The sequence below is a fragment of the Methyloterricola oryzae genome (assembly GCF_000934725.1).
Classification (GTDB): Bacteria; Pseudomonadota; Gammaproteobacteria; order Methylococcales; family Methylococcaceae; genus Methyloterricola; species Methyloterricola oryzae.
The window spans coordinates 199,348-205,755 of record NZ_JYNS01000008.1; the positions used below are offsets into that span (position 1 = coordinate 199,348).

The following is a 6,408-nucleotide window of genomic DNA, read 5'->3' on the forward strand; positions in this document are numbered from 1 at the left end:
TGTAGACGAGACGCTGCGCGCGCGTTTGCGGGATAATGCTTGGCAAGATAACACGGAGCGACCATGCGCCTCTTGCTGGCCGAAGACGATACCATGATCGGAAAAAGCGTGCAGCTTGGCCTCAAGCGGGAAGGCTACGCCGTGGACTGGGTGCGGGATGGCGTCGCCGCCGAACTGGCCCTGGCCAACGGCGTCTACGAACTGCTGCTGCTGGATCTGGGCCTGCCGCGCATGGACGGCATGAACCTGCTGGCCAAGCTGCGGGCGCGCAAGCAAGACCTGCCGGTCATCATACTCACCGCGCGCGATGCCGTGAGCGACCGGGTCAAGGGGCTGGATAGCGGCGCGGACGATTATCTCGTCAAGCCCTTCGACCTGGACGAATTGAGCGCCCGCATCCGGGCCCTGACCCGGCGCAAGGAAGGGCGGGCCGAACCGGTCATCGATCTGGGTGGCCTGCAGGTGAACACGGCAACCCGGGAGGTTCGGGTGAACGGCGCCCAGGTGTCGCTTTCGGCCCGGGAGTACGCGCTGCTTAGCGCCCTGTTGGAGCGGCCTGGCGCGCCCCTCTCACGCACCCAACTGGAGGAGAGCATCTACGGCTGGGGGGAGGAGGTGGAAAGCAATACCGTGGAGGTCTACATCCATTCCCTGCGCCGCAAGATCGGCAGCGATCGCATCCGCAACATGCGCGGTGTTGGCTACCTGCTGGTAGCCGAACCGTGAGCTCGATCAGGGCGCGGCTGCTGGCCGCGCTGCTTGCCGGCATGACCGTGGTGACTCTGCTCGGGACCTACGCCATCTACGTCAATGCACGGGACGCGGTGGACGAGTTGTTCGACTACCAACTGCGCCAACTCGCCCTCTCGCTGCGCGACCAGGCCGTGCACCACAGCTTCGCCCCGCCCGCGGAAACCGTGGCGGAAGACTTCGATTTCGTCATCCAGGTGTGGAACCCGGATGGCGTGCGCGTCTACTTCTCCCAACCGCACCGCACCCTCCCCGGCCTCGCCCAACTGGGTTATGCCTCCATCACCACACCGGATGCGGAGTGGCGGGTATTCGCAACCCGGCTGGGCGAATCCATCATCCAGGTGGCACAACCCATGCGCGTGCGCAACGCCATGGCCCTCAATGCGGCCACGCGCGTACTGGTGCCAGCCTTCGTCCTGCTGCCCGTGCTGAGCCTCTTGATCTGGCTCATCGTCGGAAAGGGTCTGAGTCCGCTCAAGAAGTTGGCCAGGGCCGTATCCCGTCGCGGCGCCCAAGCCTTGGACCCTCTGCCGGTTGCGCGTGTGCCTGAAGAAGTCCTCCCCGTGGTCTGCGCCCTCAACGACCTCCTCGCCCGGCTGGATGCGGCCCTGACCGCTCAACGGGCCTTCGTGGCCGATGCCGCGCACGAGTTGCGCACACCGATCGCGGCGCTGCAGTTGCAGGTGCAGTTGATCGAACGTGCTGGCTGTGAGGAAGAGCGCGCCGCCGCAACAACCGACCTGAAAGCGGGTGTGCGGCGCGCCAGCCGCGCGGTCCAGCAGTTGCTGATCCTGGCCCGACAGGGCAGCGATGCGGAGAGCCCGACACTGCAAGACTTCGATTTGGGCGAACTGGCGCGGAGCGTCATCACGGGGCACTCCGTGCTCGCGGCGGAAAAAGCCATCGACCTGGGTTACACGGGCCATGAGGGAGAAGTCCTTCATCTCCGCGCCGATGCGGCAGCGCTGCAGGTTCTGCTGGAGAACCTGGTGGGCAATGCAATCCGCTACACCCAGCGCGGCGGCCGCGTGGATGTCGCGGCAACGCGGCGCCCCGCCGGCAACATCGTGCTGGAGGTTTCCGACAATGGCCCTGGCATCCCGCCGGCCGAGCGCGAGCGCGTCTTCGACCGCTTCTACCGCGGCACCACAGCGGAGGAGCCTGGCAGCGGACTCGGCCTCGCCATCGTGCGGGCCATCGCGGAGCGCCACCGCGCGAAGCTGGAACTGGACGATTCAGAAATGGGGGGACTGCGTGTGCGGCTTACCTTCCCCATGCCCGAACATCCCCCGGCCTCGCCTTAAGGAAGGTTTAAGTCTCCCGGCGTAATGTTTTCCGCAACGCGAGCCATCGCGTAAAGACCAACGAGGAAAACATCATGCAGAGCCAGAACTTCAACCGTGTTGCCATCGCCGCTGCCGTCCTCGGCGCCCTGGGCCTGGGGTACGGCCTGTCCAACCACGAGCCGCCGGCCACGGCTCCGGTCCCAGCCGCGCCGCCCGCCGCCGTCGCGCCGGCGGCCCAGGTCAAGCTGCCCGATTTCTCCAGTATCGTCGCCGAAAATGGCAAGGCGGTGGTCAACATCAGCGTGAGCGGCAACCGCCAGGTGAACGCGACAGAATATCCCGGCGATTCCGACGATCCCTTCCAGGACTTCTTCCGCCGTTTCGGCCCGCCCGCGGCACCCCAAGGCGAGATGCCCGCCCGCGGCCTGGGTTCGGGCTTCATTGTGCGGCCTGACGGGGTGATCATCACCAATGCGCACGTGGTCGAAGGAGCGGACGAAGTCACGGTCAAACTCACCGACAAGCGTGAATTCCGCGCCAAGGTGGTTGGTCTGGATAAGCCCACCGATACCGCGGTGCTCAAAATCGAAGCTAAGGATTTGCCCACCGTGCGCACCGGCGACCCAGTAGCGAGCGGCGTGGGCGACTGGGTGCTGGCCATCGGCTCACCCTTCGGTTTCGAGAACACGGTCACCGCAGGCATCATATCCGGCAAGTCCCGCAGCTTGCCCGACGAGGGCTACGTGCCGTTCATCCAGACCGACGTCGCGGTAAACCCAGGCAACTCCGGCGGCCCGCTGTTCAACCTGAAGGGCGAGGTCATCGGCATCAATTCACAGATCTACAGCCGCACCGGCGGTTACCAGGGGCTCTCTTTCGCGGTGCCCATCGACGTGGCGCTCAAGGTGGAGCACCAGTTGCTGGATAACGGCAAGGTCAGCCGCGGAAGGCTGGGTATCAGCATTCAGGAACTCAATCAGTCCCTGGCGGATTCCTTCGGACTGGAAAAACCGGAAGGCGCCTTGGTCGGCTCGGTACCCGCGGACGGACCCGCAATCAAGGCCGGCATTCAGCCGGGCGATGTGATCCTGCAATTGAATGGCCGAAAAATACAAAGTTCCAGCGAACTGCCACCACTGGTCGCCGACCTCAAGCCGGGCTCGGAAGCAGTGCTGGGCGTCTGGCGCGGTGGCAAGCATTTGGAAATCTCGGTGCCAGTGGGCGAAGCTCCCCAGTCCGAGCCTCTGGCCATGAACGCGGCCGAGGCGCCGCAAGGCCGCCTGGGTCTGGCGGTAAGGCCTGTCCAGCCTGGCGAAGCGCCGGGTACCGACATTGCGGGCGGACTGCTGGTTGAACGTGTGGCGGGACCGGCGGCGAAGGCGGGCATCCGTCCGGGCGATGTGGTGTTGGCCGTCAATGGTCAACCGGTCAGCAATGCCGGCGAGTTACGTGAGCAAGCGGCGCGCGCAGACAAGCGCTTGGCCCTGCTGGTGCAGCGCGGCAACACTCGGATGTTCGTGCCGCTCGAATTGGGCTGAACGAAAACCGGTGCTGGGCCGGATCGCGCAATGTCCGGCGCCAGCAATCTGGAGAAGGATCGCAGGCATATCGGCCAGGGCCCCAACTCGGGGCACTGGCCGGGGAGGTGGACGACTGGGTTAAAGGGCAATTACCCTATATTTGATCGATCCCACCAGCCGACCGATGTTCCAGTGCAGATGCCATAGCCAGCGTTCCATGCCGGAACCCGACCTCCAGGCACGCACCAGCCCTATCAGCAGGTAGACCCATTTCTTTACTCCCATCCGCAACGACAGTCTGGGCATACCATGCGGCAGATACTTTTTGTAGATCAGAACGTTATATTGACCCCACAAACGCGCCTGACGATGTAATGACTTGTTGTCCGGGCGCAGTCGGATATGCATCAGCGCGTCACCGGCAAATTCCAGGTTAACTCCCCGCAACTGCAGCCGCCAGCAAAAATCCGTGTCTTCAAGAGCGGGCATGGACTCGTCAAACCCGCCAATCTCCTCGAATAGCGCACGTTTCACGCCCATGCCACAGCCGCCGGTATGGGGCAGGTAACGCGGGTAACGGTACTGCTGCACACCGTATTGCTGCCCGCACTGATGCGCGGCGATAGAGGACGAGCCGTTGAGCTTCAAGGTGTCGAAGCGGCTCGCGACAAAATCATGTTCCTGCAGCGCCGTTCCGATCGCCGCCACCCAGCCATCACCGACTACATCGTCCGCATCGCAAAATGCCAGTGACGTTCCAGTCGCGAGGCTCGCTGCCTTGTTACGCGCATGGGAAGCACCTGGGCGTTCAGAGGCATCCACTACTTTCAAGTTCGGCAGCCGCCCGGCATAGCTCTCGGCCACCGCTCGGCTATTGTCCTTCGAGCCGTTGTCGGCCACGATGACTTCCCAGGAACCGGACCACTCCTGTTCCGTCAGGGCATCCAATTGCTCGCGCAGCAAGTCCGCACAATCACGGCAAGGCACAATGATGCTTAGATCGACGCTCATCAAATATCCATGTATGCAACTTAAAAACGGAATGCCGCATTAGCCAGAGTCATGTGCGGCGGCTCGCTCCGAGTGCCTGCGCGCTTGAAGCGGTGATTATGAGATCAAGCCCACGCCCACAGCCTAGCAAGAATAAGCATATCCCGGACCAAACTCGATTCCAGAGAGGGCAATGCCTAGCATTGCATTTAGCGACACCGAGTGGTTCAAAAAAACCATACATTCAACCACGCCGTGCGAATTCCACCATCCAGCGCCCCGCAAAATCTGAGAGGGCGACACATGAATCCTAGGACTGGGGTTAGGTTGAGGTGGGCCAACGAGCAAAATCGGCCCCTTCGGCGCAACGGAATCGCCAAGCTCGGAAGATTGTTCTGCACGCAAATTGCTGGAAAAAGCCACTGCGATTCCGGCAATGAGCTGGATTCATTCAGGCTTATCCTGGTACCAGTTCCGCTTGATTACTTTACCGCGCCGTAAAAGTTCCGGTATCGTGATAAATACGTACTGAGCGGCCAATTCGGTGAGAAGCAGGTCCACCGCCGCGATGGTTGGGCGCCTGTCGTAGCCGGCATCGGAAGGCGAGCGGTCATGCAGCGAATCGTGCAGCAGAATGATGCTGCCCGGCTGCAGACGCTTGCGAATCTCCCCCACCATCCATTCCGGCTCCTTGGGGAGCCAATCCCAGGCCGATGGAACATTCCAAGTGACCACCGGAAGCCCGGACAGCCACGCGTCCAGTCGCCCCGCGAGATTCTGGCGCCCATAGGGGGGGCGAAACAGCCGACTAGAATGCTCTCCCAAGGCCTTCTCACAGGCCCTGATCTGCCTGCGGCGCTCAGCGCTCGAGAGATCCGGGAAGGATGGATGGTCCCAGGAATGGTTGCCGATCGCGTGGCCATTTTCCGAGAGGCGCCGGATGAGGTCCGGGTGCTTTTGCGCCTGCTCACCCACCACAAAAAAGGTTGCCTTGGCCCCGTGTCTGGCCAAAACATCCAATAAGGCCGGCGTGAACTCGGGATTCGGACCATCGTCAAAGGTGAGCGCCACCACCGGATCTGCAGTCGCCACATGGGTGATGGTGCCCAGAAAATACTCTCCGGGTAGTCTCCATAATTGCCGCAATTTCGTCTTAATGCCAAAGCCCATAGTTCTGCAATCTCGTATCAAGTAGCGTTGCTATTCCCAAAAGCTCAGTGACTGATCGAGCGGAAAGGTCGAGCGGCTTTCGGCTCGCAATGCGTGATCGTATGGAGGAATAGAGGATTTAGGAACCTGCCGTAAGCATAGACGGCGTAGCCGGCATTGTGCGCCATTCCCGCGGGCGACCTCAAGGGCAACGACCGCGCCCGGCTTCACCGACGGCACCGGCTAAAGCAGCTAGTTTCAACCTTCTGTCGGACAATAAAAAACCCGCAGTTACGCGGGTTCTTGGACTTCCCTGGACGTTAAAAATCCCTCAAATGGTGGGGCGGCGACTACCGATATGCGCCACACAAGGCTTAACTTTCAGTAAGCGCGTGGCGATCCCATGTTGACGCAATCCGGAATCGGATCGCGCTTGGAGGAACTAAGCGGGAGCGGTTTCAAGCTGCCAGCGATGCGGCAGAAGTTCATGAATCCGATGGGCGGGTTGCGTCGGAAGTCGCATGAGCACGTCTTTCAAATAGACGTAGGGGTCGTGACCATTGAGTTTCGCCGACTGGATCAGGCTCATGATGGCAGCCGCGCGCTGACCGGCACGCAGACTTCCGGCGAATAGCCAATTGCGGCGCCCCAAGGCCACCGGGCGGATGCGGTTCTCCAACCAGTTATTGTCCAGGGGGACCTGCGCATCG

6 protein-coding genes are annotated in these 6,408 nt (G+C 62.0%); 3 read left to right on the plus strand and 3 right to left on the minus strand.

What is annotated here, in order from left to right; all coding sequences use genetic code 11:
• Positions 1-63: 63 nt before the first annotated feature.
• From EK23_RS12730 to EK23_RS12740, 3 genes are all read left to right on the plus strand, one after another.
• The gene (locus tag EK23_RS12730) at positions 64-726 is read left to right on the plus strand and encodes a response regulator (protein WP_045225731.1); all 663 of its coding nucleotides are present in this window, start codon (positions 64-66) and stop codon (positions 724-726) included.
• Entirely contained in the window at positions 723-2,057 is a 1,335-nt protein-coding gene (locus EK23_RS12735) for an ATP-binding protein (protein ID WP_045225732.1), read from the plus strand. The genes EK23_RS12730 and EK23_RS12735 overlap by 4 nt, the downstream gene beginning before the upstream one ends.
• Before the next feature lie 74 nt (positions 2,058-2,131).
• Positions 2,132-3,577 (plus strand): DegQ family serine endoprotease, encoded by a 1,446-nt coding sequence (locus EK23_RS12740; protein ID WP_045225733.1) that lies wholly within the window; start codon positions 2,132-2,134, stop codon positions 3,575-3,577.
• Between the two features lie 120 nt (positions 3,578-3,697).
• Here EK23_RS12740 and EK23_RS12745 read toward each other — a convergent pair whose 3' ends face one another.
• The 3 genes from EK23_RS12745 to EK23_RS12755 form a co-directional block, all read right to left on the minus strand.
• Entirely contained in the window at positions 3,698-4,570 is an 873-nt protein-coding gene (locus tag EK23_RS12745) for a glycosyltransferase family 2 protein (RefSeq protein WP_045225734.1), read from the minus strand.
• Positions 4,571-4,996: 426 nt separating this feature from the next.
• On the minus strand, positions 4,997-5,719 hold the full coding sequence (locus EK23_RS12750; protein WP_052808157.1) for a polysaccharide deacetylase family protein: 723 nt from the start codon (positions 5,717-5,719) through the stop codon (positions 4,997-4,999).
• Between the two features lie 421 nt (positions 5,720-6,140).
• Positions 6,141-6,408, minus strand: a 268-nt coding sequence (locus tag EK23_RS12755) for a transposase domain-containing protein (RefSeq protein WP_045225735.1), incomplete at its 5' end; no start/stop codon positions are given.